Here is a 16,352-nt window from a genome sequence, read left to right as displayed (position 1 = left end):
AAAAATAAAGCGGTGATCACAGGGCTTAAATAACCCTGTGAAAAAAGAAAGGAAATTAGTTACGTAATTTTTCTGGCCAATCGTTTTGGGTAGAAACCAATAAATCTTTTACAATTCTAGGATTACCAGCCACAACATTGCCCGAAACCAGATAATTATTACCACCCGCAAAATCGGTAATAACGCCGCCAGCCTCGCGCAAAATCAGCTCACCAGCAGCGATATCCCATGGTTTTAAGCCAATTTCAAAAAAGCCATCTAAACGACCTGCGGCAACATAAGCCAAATCTAAAGCGGCCGAGCCTGCGCGACGAAAATCGCCACACTTAACAAACAACTTTTGCAAAACGGCAAAATAGCTGTCGCTGTACTGTTTAGCTTTAAACGGGAAAGCTGTTGCAAGTACGCTGCCGTCTAAATCTTTGGCATTACTGACTCGAATACGGTAACCATTAAGTTGAGCACCTTTACCACGAGCAGCCGTAAACAGCTCATTACTCATTGGGTTATAAACCACGGCAATCTCGGTTTTACCTTTAACTCGCGCTGCGATAGACACAGCAAAATGAGGGATATTTTTGATAAAATTGGTCGTACCATCAATTGGATCGATTATCCATTGTGTATCTGCATCATTACCTTTAACAAGGCCACTTTCTTCGGCAATAATAGTGTGGTCGGGATGAGCTTTTTTGATTGTTTCAACAATTAAAGCCTCGGCAGCACGGTCCACATTAGTGGCAAAATCATTAGCGCCTTTGGCTTCGATCTCGATTGAACTAGGGTTTTCATAAGCCTTAATGGCCACATTGCCTGCTTTACGAGCAGCGCGAATAGCAATATTCAGCATCGGATGCATAATTTTCTTCCAATTGATGATGTTAAAGAACGGATTGATTTAGTAAGACTGATTTAGAGATACTAAAAATTACCACATAGTATAAAGGTTTTGCTACTTTATTGCCAGAGTATAAGGGAATTGATAGGTAAAATAGTTTTGGCTGGGCTGTTAGTAAAAGCCATGGAAACTTGGGGGTGTTTGTGGCCAAAAAACAGCACAAAATAGAACATTCCATTTACAGCACCGAAAGCGCATAAAGCATTAAATAATATGACATCCATTGAATATAAAACACTAAAACAAGCAGCGTAATTTTCTACGTCAGTTGCATGCACACTATGAGTGTATTTACACAACTATTCAATTGTTAGGTTATATTTTTTGTAAAAAATATTCAGGATTCTATACCGTTTCACAATTAGTCGAAGCTTCGCAGCCACTATTCGTTAAAACCTGCGATCAGTATCGTATCAATCAGAAATTCACAAAACCGCCTAGCTCAAACAACGGGGAAAGCCGAAAACGATAGGGACTTTCATGGATTTTAAACTGTATTTTTTGTAAAAAATATTCAGGATTCTATACCGTTTCATAATTAGTCGAAGCTTCGCAGTCACTATTCGTTAAAACATGCGATCAGCATCGCATCAATCAGAAATTCACAAAACCGCCTAGCTCAAACAACTGAGAAAGCCGAAAACGATAGGGATTTAAATAAAGACGGGTTGTTTACTTTTAGACTGTATTTTTTGTAAAAAATATTCAGGATTCTATACCGTTTCATAATTAGTCGAAGCTTCGCAGTCACTATTCGTTAAAACATGCGATCAGCATCGTATCAATCAAAAATGTACAAAACCGCCTAACTCAAACAACGGGGAAAGCCGAAAACGATAGGGACTTAAATAAAGACGGGTTGTTTACTTTTAAACTGTATTTTTTGTAAAAAATATTCAGGATTCTATACCGTTTCATAATTAGTCGAAGCTTCGCAGTATCTAATTGTTAAAGCATGTGATCAGCATCGCATCAATCAGAAATTCACAAAACCGCCTAGCTCAAACAACTGAGAAAGTCGAAAACGATAGGGACTTTCATGAATTTTAGACTGTATTTTTGTAAAAAATATTCAGGATTCTATACCGTTTCGTGATTAGACGAAGCTTCGCAGTATCTAATTGTTAAAGCATGTGATCAGCATCGTATCAATCAAAAATTCACAAAACCGCCTAGCTCAAACAACTGAGAAAGCCGAAAGCGATAGGCGATTTAATGAAGATGCAGCATAATCAGTAAATAGTCAGCGATGCAAAAGAAAGAAAACAAAAACTTAAAATTTTTATTAAATTTTATCATATAGTTAAACTGAATAAAGCGATTCCTAACAAAACGCCTAGGCATTTTTAGCGGGTTAATTTAATCATGAAATATAAATAACCCGATATTTTCTTATAATTTATTCATATTCAGCGGTGAATTAATTATTAACTTTTACAAACAACATCATTAATACCTGCTATATTTTCATCACCACTATTTTTGAGAATCTGACAGTAATCAAATAGACAACATCCATGACTTAATAGCATTTTTTTGCTATAGTAAACGCCATTTTTATTTAATCTGGAAGAATTGTAAACTATGGAATCTATCCCTAATTGCCCTGTTTGCCAATCTGAACATACGTATCATGATGGTTCGTTTTATGTTTGCCCTGAATGTGCCCACGAATGGGATCCCAACGAAGCGGTATCTTCTGATGCTGGATTACAAGTAAAAGATAGTAATGGGAATTTGCTTGCCGACGGCGATGATATTATTTTGATTAAAGATTTGAAATTAAAAGGCTCTTCAACAGTACTTAAAAAAGGTGCTAAAGCCAAAGGTATTCGTTTAGTCGAAGGTGATCACGAAATCGATTGCAAAATTGACGGCATGAAAATTATGCTTAAAGCTTGCTTTGTTAAAAAGGCTTAATCAAAAATTTTCATTAAAGAGCCTAATTAAAAGACACGATTAATGCTGATTTTATCAGCATTAAGATGTTTAGTTTTAGATATTGCTTAATATGCTTTATCACACAATAAAAACATTCACATAGAACATTGTTTTTTCATTTAACTGTTTTTTATTTATCAAAAAATCAATACGTTAAAATATAAACTTCGATAAATAGCCACAAAAAACAAGTACAAATTACATCGTACTTTGCAACCGTTTTCTGCAATTAGTGAGCTGAAATAACAGTATTGTTTGATTTGATTATTGATGGCGTTGAATAAAGAGTGCTTCGTGAACTCGACCTAATAGCAATCGTTCATATGCGTTATCAGTTTGTTCTATTATATGGTCTAATTGCTCCTCGGCATCATCAGGCAGTGGATAAGTGTTAATAAGCTTTCGGACTTTATTATTAAGCATATTAAAATGCTCCCTTGAACATAATGCTTCTTCAAATGCTATATAGAAAAATGCAATAACTCGAGACCTCATTTCAAGATCGGTTTCATCTTTGAGTAAAGCCTTAAGTTGCTCAAAAGGTTCTGCGCAATCAGGAAGTGAAGCGAGTTTTTCTGCCTGCTTTATTAATTCTTGTTCTTTGCTCATAGTCAATTGTTAATCCATCATCATTGAGCAAGTAAATAATTAGAATAATAAACAAGACTTGCTTTCGGTTGCTTAGTTTATCATTGTTTATTTTCCGAATAAATTCTCGTTCAACGATGGAATAGTGAGTATTAAACATCTAATAATAATTTAATCATGTTTTTTGCTGGCAAGTATCACTGAGTTAAATACCACAATATGTTAGCAATGCGTTCAAATACTTGTTCAAAAATAAATTCTGCAAACGTGGGCAGCGTCGTAATTAGGTAAGTTAGCATGACTAGCCCTAATAATAGTGTTGCTGGATAGCCAACCACAAATATCGATAATTGTGGTGTCATTCTATTAAGTAATCCCAATGATATGTTGATGATTAACAGTAAAGTCATTAAGGGGAGTGCTAGCATAATACCATTAATAAATAATAGTTTACTAGCATCAATGAGTGCTAAGTATCCGTTTGCTTGTAATGGCATCACAGCAATTGGAATGATTTCAAAACTATTTGCGATGCCATATAAAAGCCATAAATGGCCGTCCAAACTCAAAAATATTAATAGCGCAATAATGTTAATTAAGCGTGATAATACTGATGTGGATGGGCCACCAATAGGGTCAAAGAAAGTTGCCATGCCCAGCCCCATTTGCATACCAATTAATTCGCCTGAAAATCGTACCGTCATAAATGCCAACTGCATGGTAAAACCAATTAGCGCACCAATCATTATTTGCTGCGCGATAATCCATATTCCTATCAAAGAGTATATTTTGATATTGTCATCAAGATGAGGAAGTGGCAGTACAATCGCAATCAGTAGCGCCAAGCTAATTTTAACGCGATTGGGGATTTCTTTTTCGCCAAAAATCGGCGCCACCCTAATCATCGCTAAAATACGAACAAAGGGAAAAAAGCAGTCCTTAGCCCAAGAAAAGAGATCAATATTAAATATAGTATTACTGTTAAAATCCATCTAATTTAACGAGTTAAGTTAGGAATATCGGTGATAACGGTTTGAATATAATCAATCATCAATGATAACATTGAAGGTCCTAAAATAATTAATACAGCAATCACCGCCAAAATTTTGGGAATAAATGATAATGTCATTTCGTTAATTTGCGTTGCCGCTTGTAATAAGCTAATGATTAACCCTGTTACTAATGCCACTAACAGTAATGGCCCTGCCAGTGATCCAGCAACTTTTATGGCTTGCGTTGCTAAGGTGCTAATATATTCAGGTGACATGGTGCAACTCAACTAAAAAAGCTTTGTGCCAGCGAACCGAGTAATAAGTGCCAACCATCGGCCAATACAAATAACATTAATTTAAATGGCAGTGATACCGTTGCTGGTGGCACCATCATCATCCCTAATGCCATAAGTGTGCTGGCGACCACTAGGTCAATGACTAAAAAAGGAATAAAAATGGTAAAACCGATTTGAAATGCTGTTTTTAATTCACTCACCACAAAAGCGGGAACCAACACTTTTAGAGGGATATCTTCGCGTGTTTGAATATCGTTTTGATGAGACATGTTAACAAATAACGCTAGGTCGTTTTCTCGCGTTTGGGTAAGCATAAATTCTTTTAACGGTTTTGTTGCTTTGGTTAAACCTTCTTGCATGGTGATTTGATGTTGCGAATAGGGCACATAAGCGTCTTGATAAATGTTATCAATCACCGGCGACATAATAAAAAAGGTCATAAACAGTGCAATCCCTAAAATAACTTGATTAGGGGGCGCGGATTGCGTACCAAGGGCGTTACGTAACAGACCTAACACAATGATGATGCGTGTAAAGCTGGTCATCAAAAGTAATATTGCTGGTATAAAAGTGAGTAAGGTCAAAAAGACTAATGTCTCAACTGGTAATGACCAATTTTGACCACCGCTCAAGGGCTGGTTCATGACGGATAATGCAGGAATTTCAGCATGGCTCGATAGGCTAAACAACAATAAGCTTAGCAAAATAGTTAAATTTAACCGCACTTGTTGTTACTCCTTTTTCGGTTTTAAAGCGGATTGTAATATCTGCTGAAAGGTGTGATTTTTCGTCAGATTTTTCTCTGCCACATTTTGCGCAAGTAACATTTTGCTGCGTTGTTCATCGATGGTATGTAATAATGTCATTTGTTGAGAAGTTACACCTACCACTAATAGTTGGTTATCAACATGAACCACCATAATACGTTCTTTAGGCGTAATACTGTATGTGGCTTTGACATCAATCCATTGGTCGGCTTTTTTTTTCCAACCCATTCGTTTAGCAAGCCATGCTAACAATAAAATACAACCAATGACCACAATCAGCATTAATCCCATTGACGATCCAACTTCGGTGTAAATATTGGCCTGAGAAGATGGCACCAATAAGGTATTGGTGTTGGCAGTTGGAACCACTGGTTGTGCCAAATTTGTCTGCTTTATTGCCATTAACGACTCAATCTTCGTACACGCTCTGATGGGGTAATAATATCGGTGATGCGCACACCATAGTTATCGCCAACCACCACAATTTCACCTTGGGCAATTAAATAACCATTAATTAATATATCCAATGGTTCTCCGGCAAGTCCATCTAATGCAATTACCGATCCTTGAGTTAGGTTTAACAGATCTTTAATGGCGATTTTGGTTCGGCCAAGCTCGACACTTAGTTCTACAGGAATATCTAATATAAGATTAATATCTTGCTTTTTGTCTTCCGTGTGTTGCGGAGATAGTGTTTCAAAAATCGCTTCTTTCGTGATGAGCTCGTCACTTGCTACTGTTGTTTTTTGGTTTTCGTCGTGATTTGGTTTGGTGTCAGTCATTGAACACTCCCTCATTCAATTGTTCTATCACAGGATTAATCACCTGTTCTACTTGAATTGCATATTGTTTATTTACTTTACCGTAATGGCCTTTTAATACTGGTACGCCACCGACTGTTACATCTAAACTTGTTGGTTTATCGATCACTAAAATATCATCCACTTTTAAGGCTAACAGTTTGTTAACGGTTGTGTGAATATGGGTAAAGTTAGCGACTAATTCGACGGTTGATTGTTTGATTCCAGTCGTTAATGAACTCATCCAAACATTATCATCTTGATAAGTCTGTGGCTCAACAGGCGGTTTTATTAGCAACTCTTTGATTGGCTCGACCATAGAATAAGGAATACAAACACAAAAGGTTGCTTTACTATGCCCCACTTCAACTTTAAAGTTTGTTGTTAACACAATATCATCAGGTGAACTGGTAATATTGGTAAATTTACTTTGCATTTCAGATCGAATATATTCGGCTTCAATCGGGTAGACATCAGCCCATGAATTTTGATAAATAACTAATGCTAACTCTAGTACTCGTTTAATGATCTGTTGTTCGGTATGGGTAAATTCACGCCCTTCTGTTTCTATTTGAGTTGTATGTCCATCACCACCAAATAACGAATCGACAATAATAAAAACTAATTCAGGTGAAAATGAAAATAAACTTGAACCTCTTAGTGGGTTAAGATGCACTAAATTTAAATGGTTTGCCGATGAAATATCAGAAAACTCTTTGAACGTATGAGGCTCAACGGGTGAAGCCACCACATCAGTATTGCGACGTAATCGGTTGAATAAACCAATTCGAAATTGACGGGCAAAACGTTCATTTATAATTTCTAACGCAGTTAAACGCTCAGGAATAAAGCGATGTTTGACCGATAGATCATAGGGTTTAACGTCGGCTTTTTTCCCAGAAGGTAACGAGACAACGGAAGCACCAGTATTGTCATCATCTTCAGCTATCACAAAACTTTCAGATTGTTGTGCTACGTCATCCTTTTCATTTATATCTGTTGTGGCTTCGATATTATCGGGCATAATAATCACCGTATAATAAAATCAGTAAATAGAACTTCATCAATCTTTACCGAATGTTTTGCATCATATTTTCGCGATAACGTATTTTTAATTTGTTCTTGTAAATTGATTTTCCCTGATTCTTGCTTTAGTTGATTAATATACTGTTTTGACGTTAAAAGCAGCACATCACTTCTCACTTCTGGCAAATAATCTAATAGCACCGTTTTTTGATCTTCATTCGCCACACGTAAAACGATACCAATATAAAGAATTTTGTTGATATCGATATTTTCTTCTGAAACAGGTAATGAAATCGTAAATGGTTTTAATGTTAAAAATACAGGCGACAAGATTTCGGGTTCTTCTGGCTCTGTATGGGTGTTTGGTGAATGGTTTTGAAACCATAAATAAGCCGCAAAGCTTATCGCTGATAGCGTAATCAGAGTAAGGATTAAATTTAAAACACTGACTTTTTTTGAGGCTGTAGGCATATTTATTCTTGTCTCTATAAAATTTAAAAAGATCTCTAATCCATTAGCTGGACATGGTTACAAGAATAATAAAGCATATTTTTAAAATCGATTTGAAGAATAGGCAATAAAACATTACCTATTTATGCGCTTCAAATTATTTACATCTAAAATTAAAAAATAATGTCAATCGTTAAGCAAATATGCTAAGACCAGAGTTGTGCGAACGATTTTCAACGATGATTTGCTCAACACCAGCATCGGTCGCATCAAGCGTTTGCACGGTCGGTAACGGGTTATTTTTTGTTTGTTGATGCATATCGGATTGCTGTGAATCGTTCATCATCGAAAAGTCACCAATATTGGCTTGCTCTAGCATAATGCCTTGATCTTCCAATGATGTTCTTAAAAAAGGTAATGCTGATTCTAACATACCTTTAACAACACTATGCGCAGCCATCATATGAAGATTCATCTTATCGTCATTCATGGCAAGTTTAATATGCAATGATCCTAACTCTTGTGGATGTAATTTGATGTCGGCAGTTTGAATACCTTGACGATTAAACATAATAATTTGTTCAGTTAATGAAGTTTGCCATTGCGCTATATTCACTGGCGTTGATAAATTGATTGTAGCTGATGTGGCGGTGGCATTAGATGGCGATAATAAGGAACTTAATCCATTTGCATTAGTCGTCAACGAGAATTCTTGATTAGTATGCACTGCCGCATCTTTATCATATTGATTTGCTATAAATTGAGTTTGAGCTGTCGCTAATTTTTGCATAATATCATTAGCATTTTGCGTATTATTTGTTTGGTTAACATACAAATTATTAAGACCGCCTTTAATGCTGGTCGCTTTTTTATGAGCAACGTCAAGCTTTATCCCCTTGTTATCGTTCGTTAACGACGCTACATCTGTTTGCGGTGTTACTTTATTAATTAAATCTTCACTGTCATAGATAGAGGTAAGTAACTGCGTTGCCTGCTCATTTTCCCATGTTTCTGACGATGAATGATCAAATAAATTAGTATTTAGATTATTTGTTCTCAATGCATTGAAATGAGTTGTTATATCACCATTTTGTGCTGTACTTACAAGGGCATGTTTTTCTTGCTCAAAATCCTGTATATTAATGGGATAAATAGACATCATTAATACCTCGTCTTTAAGGTCATTATCTTCGTGCTCATCTTCGGTCACATTTGACTTGGCATTAACTGATTTTTCCCCCTGCTCTGCTTGATTTTCGCTTAGCCGCAATAGTTGTTGTTGAAAGCAATCATTATCATCAGCCATTACGTCCGTTTCAACACTCTTTGATTGATGAGAAGTGGTCATGTTCAAATCATTAATAAGATTAATATTCATTTAATGCTCTCCTTGCTAGTTGTAACTGTGCAAATTCATCTGTCAGTTTTTGTTGTAAACGATTTTGTTGTTGTTGCTGTTTTTTATATTGCTTGTCTAATAGTGTTGTATAGGTATTTAAGCTTTTTTGCGATTGATTAAGTTGATTGGTGATTTGCTTTTGCTTAATATCCAACGTTAACAATACTTTTTGCTGTTGCGCAATGCCTTGCTCAATAGTTGAAATAAAGGCATTAAAATTATTCAATTCACCGCCTTTAATACCACGAGATAAAGCGTTATTCAATTTTTGTTGATATTCAGCATAATAATCATTTAATACATGCAGTTGCGATTGCGCATGACGATGATTTTCATGCGCTTTTTTTAACTTAATTAAAGTCTCATCGACCGATTTTTTTGCTAGTTTTTTTAATGTTAAAAACGCAAATTGCCCAGAATTTTTATTTGCCATTACGCTTTCCTAACTCGTTACTGTTGGTTCGACAATGCTCACTAATTGTTGATAAGCATCTTGATAGCTACAATGTTCATTAATACTTTGCTGTAAAAATTTTTGCATGGCAGGAAACAATACTATCGCCCTATCCAATAAAGGATCAGTACCCGTTACATAAGCTCCCACATTGATCAAATCGCGGTTTCGTTGGAAGCTTGAAAACAATTGTTTAAATAATCGGGATTTTTTTTCGTCTTCAGGCGCAGTAAGATCGGTCATCACCCGACTAATTGAAGCTTCAATATCAATGGCAGGGTAATGCCCAGACTCAGCAAGCGAGCGAGATAAAACAATATGCCCATCTAAAATCGCTCTGGCCGAATCGGCAATTGGATCTTGTTGATCATCACCTTCTGTCAATACCGTATAAAATGCCGTAATGGAACCTTTTCCGTTTTCATCATTACCCGCTCTTTCAACTAATGCCGGTAATTTGGCAAAGACCGAAGGAGGGTAGCCTTTCGTTGCTGGGGGTTCCCCTATAGCTAAAGCAATTTCTCGTTGTGCCATTGCATAACGCGTTAAAGAGTCCATAATAAGTAAAACGTTAAAACCTTTATCGCGAAAGTTTTCGGCAATTTTTGTTGCATACGCGGCACCTTGTAAGCGCAATAATGGTGACACATCGGCGGGAGCCGCTATAACAACTGCTCGAGCTAATCCTTCTTCGCTTAAAATATTTTCGATAAAATCTTTAACTTCTCGCCCACGTTCACCAATCAGACCAACAACAATAATATCCGCTTGCGTGTAGCGTGCCATCATGCCAAGTAAGACACTTTTGCCAACCCCCGATCCTGCAAATAAGCCCATTCGTTGCCCTTTACCAACGGTTAATAAGGCATTTATGGCTCTGACGCCAACATCAAGTACCTGATGAACAGGGGTGCGTTGTAATGGGTTAATCGCTTTATGAGATAATCCTTCAAACTCAACCTGCTCAGGTAACGGTTTACCATCTAAAGGTTTCCCCATAGCATCAAGTACTCGACCTAATAAAGCCATTCCCATTGGTAAGACTTTATGACTAAAGTGTGTTAGATTATATTGCTTAGTATAGACGCGTGCGCCTAATAAAATACCGTCCGTTGATTCAAACGGCATTAAGTAAAGTGTTTTATCATTAAAGCCAACTACTTCGCATTCAACTGGCTCCGTTTGACCATTGGTTTGTCGTTCAACCAAGCAATTAGATCCCAAAGGTAATTTTAATCCAACAGCTTCAAGCACCAATCCTGATGCTTTAACTAAGCGTCCGTATTGGCGAATTAACGATAGCGATTCAAGTTGTTGTGTAGCTTGGTCAATTTTACTTAGCCATTGTGAAGAATATTTCACGTTAATAATCATCCTCTTTTAGGCTATCAGATATTATTTGCCAGTGGTCATTGATATTGGCATCAATTTCATTAGTATCGGTTATAATTTTGCAGCCACCGATTTCAATATTAGCATCAGCAATTAATTGCCATTGATATTGCTGATTTTCGTCATGAAACAGGGGTTCTAACCATTGCAAATCAGTAGGATTAAGATGTAACGATATCGGTTCTGATAAAATTGGACACTGCTCAACTAATGTTTGTATGCTATGGCTTAACTGCTTTTGTTTTACTTTAGCCATGCTGCCTACTGTTTTTTGTGCAGCAATTAACGCCAAATCAAGCAATTTAGGCACAATTAACTCATCAATATCATTAATTGATTGTTGAAAATTACTGACTAACTCGGTTATAGCATGAGCTGTTTTGCGCTTTTCTTCATTAAGCTCCTGCTCAATTTGTTCACGTCCTTCTTGTTGCCCAAGGCGATATCCTTGTTCATAGCCCGCTTGTTTACCTTCCTCAAAACCTTCAGATCGACCTAAATTAAATCCTTCTTGGTAGGCTTGTGCTTCAACCTGCTGTTTTAACTGCTCTAGCGTTTGTTCGATCTCGTTAGGCTTAATGGGTTCATGCTCAGAATCAGGCGTTGGTTCACTAGTCTCTAGTTGCTCAATCTCATTGCTTTTGCTTAATTCTGCTAGCTTAGATGATGCTAAATCGCGAAAGCTTAGTGGTTCCCAATTTAATCTATCGGGCTGATTATACATATTCATCATCACCGCTAGTTAGAATCATTTCACCGCTTTCAGCTAATCGACGAGCAATAGCCAGAATTTTCTTCTGTTCTGTTTCTACTTGAGATAAACGTACAGGTGGTCTATTTTCTAAATCTTCACGTAAAATAGAGGCTGCACGCTGTGACATATTACTCAATAGTTTGTCACGTAATTCAACTGATGCCCCTTTCAATGCAATGATCAATACTTCATTATCAACTTCTTTAAGTAAGCGTTGGATACTTCTATCATCCACTTCAACCAGATTTTCAAACAAGAACATTTCATCAATAATTTTTTGCGTTAACTCTCCATCGTAATCACGCAATGCATTAATAACCTGCTCTTCTTGCTGTGTTTTCATTAAGTTAATAATTTCTGCCGCAGTACGTACTCCACCAAGATTATTCAGTTTAATATTTTGACCATGTAATAATGTCGATAATGAGGATGAGAGTAATTGCAGAGCGGAAGGCTCAACCCCACCAAAAGTCGCAATACGTAGCATGACATCGTTACGCAATTCATCATCAAACAGATTTAAAATTTCTGCTGCTAAATCACGGTTTAGATGAACTAAAATAGTTGCGATGATTTGTGGATGCTCTTTTTTGACCAGATCAACTGCTCTTGTCGCATCAACATAGTTAAGCATTTCAAGACCATCGGTTGCTTCTTCTTGATCAGTAGATAATAGTTCATCAAGTAAACGTTCAGCTTTTTCAGCACCCAATGATCGCCCTAATATTGAACGTAAATAGCCATTTGGATCGGTATTTAAAACTGCACACTCTTCAAGAGCCACTTGGCATTCGTTAAGTATGCCTTTCAATTGTTCCTGAGACAACTGAGGTAACGACATCATAGCGCTACTAATTTGTTGCACCTCTTTTTGACTAAGATGCTGCATGACTTGTGCGGCAAGCCCTTCACCTAACACCATTAAAATCGCAGCCACTTTTTGAGATTCACTTAAAATCATTGTTTAGCGTCCTCTTTATTGATCCAACTACGAATAATTAATGCCATGACACGAGGTTCTTTCTCAACTATTTTGCGTATGTGCTGTTGTTGTTGCATATTATCTTCAAATATTTTGTGCTGTTGTTTACTGTGTGCTTTATAATCTAACTTTTCTTCTACCGTTGATTTAGGATTCAATGATTCCTCTTTTCCGGTCAAGAATTGACGTTGTAATTTCAACCATAATGAACGTAATACCTTGCGCCACATAATCCAGAAAATAAGAATATAAATAAGATATTTAAATCCTGTTTTGACAGAATCATAAAATTCATTGGTTTGCCAAAATGCGATATTGTCATTATCATCAAGTACTTGATCGGTAAATTTCAAATTCGCAACAGTTAATGTATCGCCACGTAAATCAGAAAAGCCCATTGCTTGACGTGCGAGCGCTTCAATATTTTGAAGTTCATCATTATCTAGCTTGACCCATTGTTCGGTTATGGCTGGTGACTGATTGTCATCATCTTCAGACTTAGTATTGTCTGACTCGGTTGCGACAAATTTATAATTAACTAAAACAGCAACCGATAAACGTTTGATCCGGCCTTCAGGTATTTGACTGCGTATCACTTGCCTATTGACTTCAAAATTAACGGTATTATTTGATTGTAAGTTGTAAGATGCCTGTTTATCATTTTTTCCAGCCGATTCATCTTGTTCATCAATTGGTGCGCTAGATGTTGGTGCAGGTTGATTTGATAGTGCCCCAGGTACTCCACCTATACCATAGCTATTGGCGGATTGGCGATTTTCGACTTGTTGCTTACTGCGAATCGTTTGATTGGCTATATCGCTATTTGGATCATAAGTTTCAGAAGTCGATTCTTGTCGGCTAAAATCAACATCAGCATTGACTTGTACCTTAACATTCTGTTTACCCAAAATTGGGATGATGATTTTTTCTACTCGCTCACGAACACTATTTTCAATTCGCTCACTAAATTCAAGTTGAGCCACATTGGTATTTCTATCACGGTAGCCATCTCCAGTTAATAGGTGACCATGCTGATCAATAATGGTCACTTTATCTGCATGTAATTCTGGCACACTACTTGAAATTAAATGGATAATGGCATCGATTTGACCTTGTGATAATGAGCGACCAGGTAATAACGTTAATGCCACCGATGCTGAAGGGGATTTTCTTTCTCTGACAAATAAAGATGGCTTAGGCATTGCCAAGTGCACTCTGGCATCATTAATACTACTGATAATGGATATGGTCCGAGATAATTCCCCTTCTAAAGCCCGTTGATAATTGATTTGTTCATTGAATTGGCTCATACCGAAACTTTCTTTATCGAGCAATTCAAAACCCACCGAGCCACCTTTAGGTAAACCTTGTTGTGCAATACGTAATCGGGTATCGTAAACTTTTTCTTGTGGAATTAAAATAGTCGAGCCAGAAGATGAAAATTGATAAGGAATATTCATCTTATCAAGTTGGCTAATAATTTCGCCACCATCTTTATCATTTAAATTACTAAACAAAACACTATAGGACTCATCTTTAGCCCATAAATAGATGAAACTAATCATCGCTATCGTAATGACACCGGCAATTAACAATGCCATTTTGGTGTTTTGTTTTAGTTGATTGACAAAAGGCAACTTATTTAAGATTGATTCACCTTTATTATTGACTGCTTCGCTAGCCATAGCATCCTGACTCTAAACTATTTAGATTAACTCTGTAGTTTATTATCCATATATTTGAAAAATTCAATGGCGAGAAAAGCGTGCAGTTTTTCCCTTACTTAAACCCTTTGTTTTTTTATTTATGTGTTAACTTTAGCCATACAGTAACAAAAGAGCTAAAAAGCAGTTATCAAAATGAATACAATCAACACATTCAATCCAATTGAACTCACTAATTTAAATGAATCAACGTCAATATCTCCAAAAACGCATTTTGCAGATAAAAACTTTGTTACAGAATTAAAAACCGCTTTAGATAACATCAGTCAACTACAAATACAGGCAAATAATGAAGCCAAAGCTTTTGAAATGGGAGAGGCGAATATTTCATTGAACGAGGTCATGGTTAATATGCAAAAATCATCGGTTTCATTGCAGTTTGGTATTCAAGTGCGCAATAAACTGGTTGCTGCTTATCAAGAAATTATGAATATGAATGTCTAATTAATGACATCGAAAATAATTGCCATATCCTAAATTTTGCATTTTACTTTTACAGATAACCATTAATTTTAGTCTAAATGCGATAATCAACTCACCACACCCTTCAATTTTAAAATAAGCATCGCTCATATTTTTGATGCTTGTTGTACTGCTAAATATATTATTTCCGTTATCAACTGATGGCTCAAAAAACTTTACCATTTTTACTATACTATTTAAAAAAATAACGACATAATGCCGTCATTTAATAAAAACAATCAATGAAATACATAAGGGATTCAAAGTGATAACATTCCAAAAAACAATATTATTAACTAGCCTATTACTTAGCATAGTATCAATCAATTGCCATGCTCAATCCCCTGTTGTGAGTTGCCCTGCAACTTTTTCTGATGGACACCACGTTTACCAGCTTGATAATGCCAAACTATTTGATGGTCCAATCTGTAATAAAGTAGATTTAGTGCCCGAATTTAAAAAAGAAAAAGTAATATGGGAACTTACCCCACAAATAAAGCCGTATTTAGTCTGCGAATATGCTGGCACCAATCATTACATTGTTCTTGATGCCAAGGGAGCAGCTTATTGTGAAAGATACGAAACACCAGTACAGGCACATTGTATGTCATAACAACTTTTACAGTATGATTTTGAAAAAATAGCAATATAACTATCACCATTTAGTAAAAAATAACGAATAAAATACATTAAGGATCCAAAATGATAACACTAAAAAAAGCCAATATAGCCTTAAATGAACAGTATCTCGACTACCCAACGTTAGGGCAACTGATTGTTCTGACATCGCTTGATGGGTTTTCTACTACAAGGGCAACTTGTTATCAAGAAAAGCTTGTTATTGCTGCTAATTTTTATCCACAAAATGGGGATGATTATAAGGTTATATATGTTGTTATTGAACTCGATAAGAAAAATACTCATTATTATTACGAGTCTGATGGAATTCTACCCCATTTTTTTGTCAGCCCTACTGGTAAGGATTATGTGTCTATTACTGTGTACCATCCAGATAAAGATTTAGAAATTATGCTCCCATTATTTGATAGAGAAAATATCACCTATCCAAAGCCTAAATGTAACTATCCCCTAAAATAGTACAGCAAAAAAGTAGAAAATTCTCTATGATAAAAGTAAAGGGGATTTAATTATGAAAAAAATGACTGAACATCAGATTGTATCTATTTTAAAAGAAGCTGAAGCGGGTATTCCTGTCAAGGAGCTCTGTCGTAAATATGGCATGGGTAATTCAACTTTCTATAAATGGCGGGAAAAATACGGTGGTATGGAAACTTCGGATATCAAACGCTTAAAGGAGCTGGAGGCCGAAAACCGCAAGCTTAAGCAGATGTTTGCCGAACTGAGCTTAAAATCCCAGCTTCAGGAAGAAATTATAAAAAAGCTTTAGTGCCCACAAAGGCACGTAA

General features: G+C 36.3%; 19 protein-coding genes and 1 pseudogene. 5 read left to right on the top strand and 15 right to left on the bottom strand.

Translation table 11 applies throughout. The annotated features are described in order from the left end of the window. Positions 1–55 precede the first annotated feature (55 nt). On the bottom strand, positions 56–859 hold the full coding sequence (gene suhB / locus ACYIAL_RS07600; RefSeq protein ID WP_085247132.1) for an inositol-1-monophosphatase: 804 nt from the start codon (positions 857–859) through the stop codon (positions 56–58). A gap of 1,623 nt (positions 860–2,482) precedes the next feature. On the opposite strand from suhB, the gene ACYIAL_RS07595 reads away from it, so the two are divergent. Next, a complete protein-coding gene (locus ACYIAL_RS07595) occupies positions 2,483–2,818 on the top strand; it encodes a zinc ribbon domain-containing protein YjdM (RefSeq protein WP_483751355.1) in 336 nt (111 codons plus the stop codon). Between the two features lie 285 nt (positions 2,819–3,103). On the opposite strand, the gene ACYIAL_RS07590 is transcribed toward ACYIAL_RS07595, so the two are convergent. The 14 genes from ACYIAL_RS07590 to fliF form a co-directional block, all read right to left on the bottom strand. Next, the gene (locus ACYIAL_RS07590; protein WP_483751354.1) at positions 3,104–3,448 is read right to left on the bottom strand and encodes a hypothetical protein; all 345 of its coding nucleotides are present in this window, start codon (positions 3,446–3,448) and stop codon (positions 3,104–3,106) included. A 176-nt stretch (positions 3,449–3,624) separates the two neighbouring features. Continuing rightward, positions 3,625–4,419 (bottom strand): flagellar biosynthetic protein FliR, encoded by a 795-nt coding sequence (gene fliR, locus ACYIAL_RS07585; protein WP_174796538.1) that lies wholly within the window; start codon positions 4,417–4,419, stop codon positions 3,625–3,627. Between the two features lie 5 nt (positions 4,420–4,424). Further along, positions 4,425–4,694 (bottom strand): flagellar biosynthesis protein FliQ, encoded by a 270-nt coding sequence (gene fliQ, locus ACYIAL_RS07580; RefSeq protein ID WP_174796537.1) that lies wholly within the window; start codon positions 4,692–4,694, stop codon positions 4,425–4,427. Between the two features lie 8 nt (positions 4,695–4,702). Beyond that, the gene (gene fliP, locus ACYIAL_RS07575) at positions 4,703–5,440 is read right to left on the bottom strand and encodes a flagellar type III secretion system pore protein FliP (RefSeq protein ID WP_342354059.1); all 738 of its coding nucleotides are present in this window, start codon (positions 5,438–5,440) and stop codon (positions 4,703–4,705) included. Between the two features lie 6 nt (positions 5,441–5,446). Beyond that, complete coding sequence (gene fliO, locus ACYIAL_RS07570) at positions 5,447–5,884, bottom strand: flagellar biosynthetic protein FliO (protein ID WP_174796536.1); 438 nt, start codon at positions 5,882–5,884, stop codon at positions 5,447–5,449. Next, positions 5,884–6,264, bottom strand: a complete 381-nt coding sequence (gene fliN / locus ACYIAL_RS07565; RefSeq protein ID WP_238786513.1) for a flagellar motor switch protein FliN — start codon at positions 6,262–6,264, stop codon at positions 5,884–5,886. The genes fliO and fliN overlap by 1 nt, the downstream gene beginning before the upstream one ends. Next, positions 6,257–7,306 carry a flagellar motor switch protein FliM gene (fliM, locus tag ACYIAL_RS07560; RefSeq protein ID WP_483751353.1) on the bottom strand — a complete coding sequence of 350 codons (1,050 nt, stop codon included), beginning with the start codon at positions 7,304–7,306 and terminating at the stop codon, positions 6,257–6,259. Before fliM ends, fliN begins: the two co-directional genes overlap by 8 nt. 5 nt (positions 7,307–7,311) lie before the next feature. Then, a complete protein-coding gene (locus ACYIAL_RS07555) occupies positions 7,312–7,779 on the bottom strand; it encodes a flagellar basal body-associated FliL family protein (protein WP_174796533.1) in 468 nt (155 codons plus the stop codon). A 172-nt stretch (positions 7,780–7,951) separates the two neighbouring features. Next, positions 7,952–9,136 carry a flagellar hook-length control protein FliK gene (locus ACYIAL_RS07550; protein WP_483751352.1) on the bottom strand — a complete coding sequence of 395 codons (1,185 nt, stop codon included), beginning with the start codon at positions 9,134–9,136 and terminating at the stop codon, positions 7,952–7,954. Next, entirely contained in the window at positions 9,126–9,590 is a 465-nt protein-coding gene (fliJ, locus tag ACYIAL_RS07545; protein WP_065586391.1) for a flagellar export protein FliJ, read from the bottom strand. Before fliJ ends, ACYIAL_RS07550 begins: the two co-directional genes overlap by 11 nt. A gap of 9 nt (positions 9,591–9,599) precedes the next feature. Then, on the bottom strand, positions 9,600–10,973 hold the full coding sequence (gene fliI / locus ACYIAL_RS07540; protein ID WP_483751351.1) for a flagellar protein export ATPase FliI: 1,374 nt from the start codon (positions 10,971–10,973) through the stop codon (positions 9,600–9,602). A 1-nt stretch (position 10,974) separates the two neighbouring features. After that, the gene (locus tag ACYIAL_RS07535) at positions 10,975–11,736 is read right to left on the bottom strand and encodes a flagellar assembly protein FliH (RefSeq protein WP_483751350.1); all 762 of its coding nucleotides are present in this window, start codon (positions 11,734–11,736) and stop codon (positions 10,975–10,977) included. Further along, complete coding sequence (gene fliG / locus ACYIAL_RS07530) at positions 11,720–12,718, bottom strand: flagellar motor switch protein FliG (RefSeq protein WP_160431216.1); 999 nt, start codon at positions 12,716–12,718, stop codon at positions 11,720–11,722. Before fliG ends, ACYIAL_RS07535 begins: the two co-directional genes overlap by 17 nt. After that, positions 12,715–14,424 carry a flagellar basal-body MS-ring/collar protein FliF gene (gene fliF, locus ACYIAL_RS07525; protein ID WP_483751349.1) on the bottom strand — a complete coding sequence of 570 codons (1,710 nt, stop codon included), beginning with the start codon at positions 14,422–14,424 and terminating at the stop codon, positions 12,715–12,717. The genes fliG and fliF overlap by 4 nt, the downstream gene beginning before the upstream one ends. Positions 14,425–14,598: 174 nt before the next feature. Here fliF and fliE point away from each other — a divergent pair, with 174 nt between their 5' ends. The 4 genes and pseudogenes from fliE to ACYIAL_RS07505 all read left to right on the top strand — a co-directional run. Further along, the gene (fliE, locus tag ACYIAL_RS07520) at positions 14,599–14,907 is read left to right on the top strand and encodes a flagellar hook-basal body complex protein FliE (protein ID WP_483751348.1); all 309 of its coding nucleotides are present in this window, start codon (positions 14,599–14,601) and stop codon (positions 14,905–14,907) included. Between the two features lie 283 nt (positions 14,908–15,190). Next, positions 15,191–15,538: an STY0301 family protein gene (locus ACYIAL_RS07515; RefSeq protein WP_483751347.1), complete on the top strand. Its 348-nt coding sequence runs from the start codon at positions 15,191–15,193 to the stop codon at positions 15,536–15,538. Positions 15,539–15,627: 89 nt separating this feature from the next. Further along, a complete protein-coding gene (locus ACYIAL_RS07510; protein ID WP_483751346.1) occupies positions 15,628–16,023 on the top strand; it encodes a hypothetical protein in 396 nt (131 codons plus the stop codon). 52 nt (positions 16,024–16,075) lie between these two features. Then, positions 16,076–16,327 (top strand): annotated as a pseudogene (locus ACYIAL_RS07505) (transposase); the annotation flags it as partial. Between the last annotated feature and the right edge of the window lie 25 nt (positions 16,328–16,352).

Source organism: Gilliamella sp. X-57 (assembly GCF_057063565.1).
This window is presented reverse-complemented; position numbering and strand designations above follow the sequence as displayed.

Coding starts and splice junctions, on each gene's coding strand:
- suhB (WP_085247132.1), bottom strand. CDS start 859: ATGCATCCGATGCTGAATATTGCTATTCGCGCTGCTCGTAAAGCAGGC.
- ACYIAL_RS07595 (WP_483751355.1), top strand. CDS start 2,483: ATGGAATCTATCCCTAATTGCCCTGTTTGCCAATCTGAACATACGTAT.
- ACYIAL_RS07590 (WP_483751354.1), bottom strand. CDS start 3,448: ATGAGCAAAGAACAAGAATTAATAAAGCAGGCAGAAAAACTCGCTTCA.
- fliR (WP_174796538.1), bottom strand. CDS start 4,419: ATGGATTTTAACAGTAATACTATATTTAATATTGATCTCTTTTCTTGG.
- fliQ (WP_174796537.1), bottom strand. CDS start 4,694: ATGTCACCTGAATATATTAGCACCTTAGCAACGCAAGCCATAAAAGTT.
- fliO (WP_174796536.1), bottom strand. CDS start 5,884: ATGGCAATAAAGCAGACAAATTTGGCACAACCAGTGGTTCCAACTGCC.
- fliN (WP_238786513.1), bottom strand. CDS start 6,264: ATGACTGACACCAAACCAAATCACGACGAAAACCAAAAAACAACAGTA.
- fliM (WP_483751353.1), bottom strand. CDS start 7,306: ATGCCCGATAATATCGAAGCCACAACAGATATAAATGAAAAGGATGAC.
- ACYIAL_RS07555 (WP_174796533.1), bottom strand. CDS start 7,779: ATGCCTACAGCCTCAAAAAAAGTCAGTGTTTTAAATTTAATCCTTACT.
- ACYIAL_RS07550 (WP_483751352.1), bottom strand. CDS start 9,136: ATGAATATTAATCTTATTAATGATTTGAACATGACCACTTCTCATCAA.
- fliJ (WP_065586391.1), bottom strand. CDS start 9,590: ATGGCAAATAAAAATTCTGGGCAATTTGCGTTTTTAACATTAAAAAAA.
- ACYIAL_RS07535 (WP_483751350.1), bottom strand. CDS start 11,736: ATGATGAATATGTATAATCAGCCCGATAGATTAAATTGGGAACCACTA.
- fliG (WP_160431216.1), bottom strand. CDS start 12,718: ATGATTTTAAGTGAATCTCAAAAAGTGGCTGCGATTTTAATGGTGTTA.
- fliF (WP_483751349.1), bottom strand. CDS start 14,424: ATGGCTAGCGAAGCAGTCAATAATAAAGGTGAATCAATCTTAAATAAG.
- fliE (WP_483751348.1), top strand. CDS start 14,599: ATGAATACAATCAACACATTCAATCCAATTGAACTCACTAATTTAAAT.
- ACYIAL_RS07510 (WP_483751346.1), top strand. CDS start 15,628: ATGATAACACTAAAAAAAGCCAATATAGCCTTAAATGAACAGTATCTC.